This is a genomic window from Pseudomonas sp. SCPG-7 (genome assembly GCF_002156405.1).
Lineage (GTDB): Bacteria > Pseudomonadota > Gammaproteobacteria > Pseudomonadales > Pseudomonadaceae > Aquipseudomonas > Aquipseudomonas parakoreensis.
Genome location: NZ_MVOO01000044.1, coordinates 1 through 725, shown reverse-complemented (window position 1 = coordinate 725; position 725 = coordinate 1). Strand labels below are relative to the sequence as shown.

The following is a 725-nucleotide window of genomic DNA, read 5'->3' as shown; positions in this document are numbered from 1 at the left end:
ATGGAAGTTCGCGACCTGCTGTCCACCTATGACTTCCCAGGCGACGACACTCCGATCATCATCGGTTCGGCTCGTATGGCGCTGGAAGGCAAAGACGACAACGAAATGGGCACCACTGCCGTTCGTAAACTGGTTGAAACTCTGGATACCTACATCCCAGAACCAGTTCGTATGATCGACAAGCCATTCCTGATGCCAATCGAAGACGTATTCTCGATCTCGGGTCGCGGTACTGTTGTGACTGGTCGTATCGAGCGCGGTATCGTTCGCGTTCAAGATGCACTGGAAATCGTTGGTCTGCGTGACACCACCACCACCACCTGCACCGGTGTTGAGATGTTCCGCAAGCTGCTCGACGAAGGTCGTGCTGGCGAGAACTGCGGAGTTCTGCTGCGTGGTACCAAGCGTGACGACGTTGAGCGTGGTCAGGTTCTGGTCAAGCCAGGTTCGGTTAAGCCGCACACCAAGTTCACCGCAGAAGTTTACGTTCTGAGCAAGGAAGAAGGCGGTCGTCACACTCCGTTCTTCAAAGGCTATCGTCCACAGTTCTACTTCCGTACTACTGACGTGACTGGTAACTGCGAGCTGCCAGAAGGCGTTGAAATGGTAATGCCAGGTGACAACATTCAGATGACTGTTACCCTGATCAAAACCATCGCGATGGAAGATGGCCTGCGTTTCGCTATCCGTGAAGGCGGTCGTACCGTCGGCGCTGGCGTCGTAGC

1 protein-coding gene is annotated in these 725 nt (G+C 54.6%); it reads left to right on the top strand.

Translation table 11 applies throughout. The features are described from left to right. Positions 1-725: EF-Tu/IF-2/RF-3 family GTPase (locus B1722_RS28465; protein WP_256578874.1), on the top strand; the 725-nt coding region annotated here is incomplete at both ends.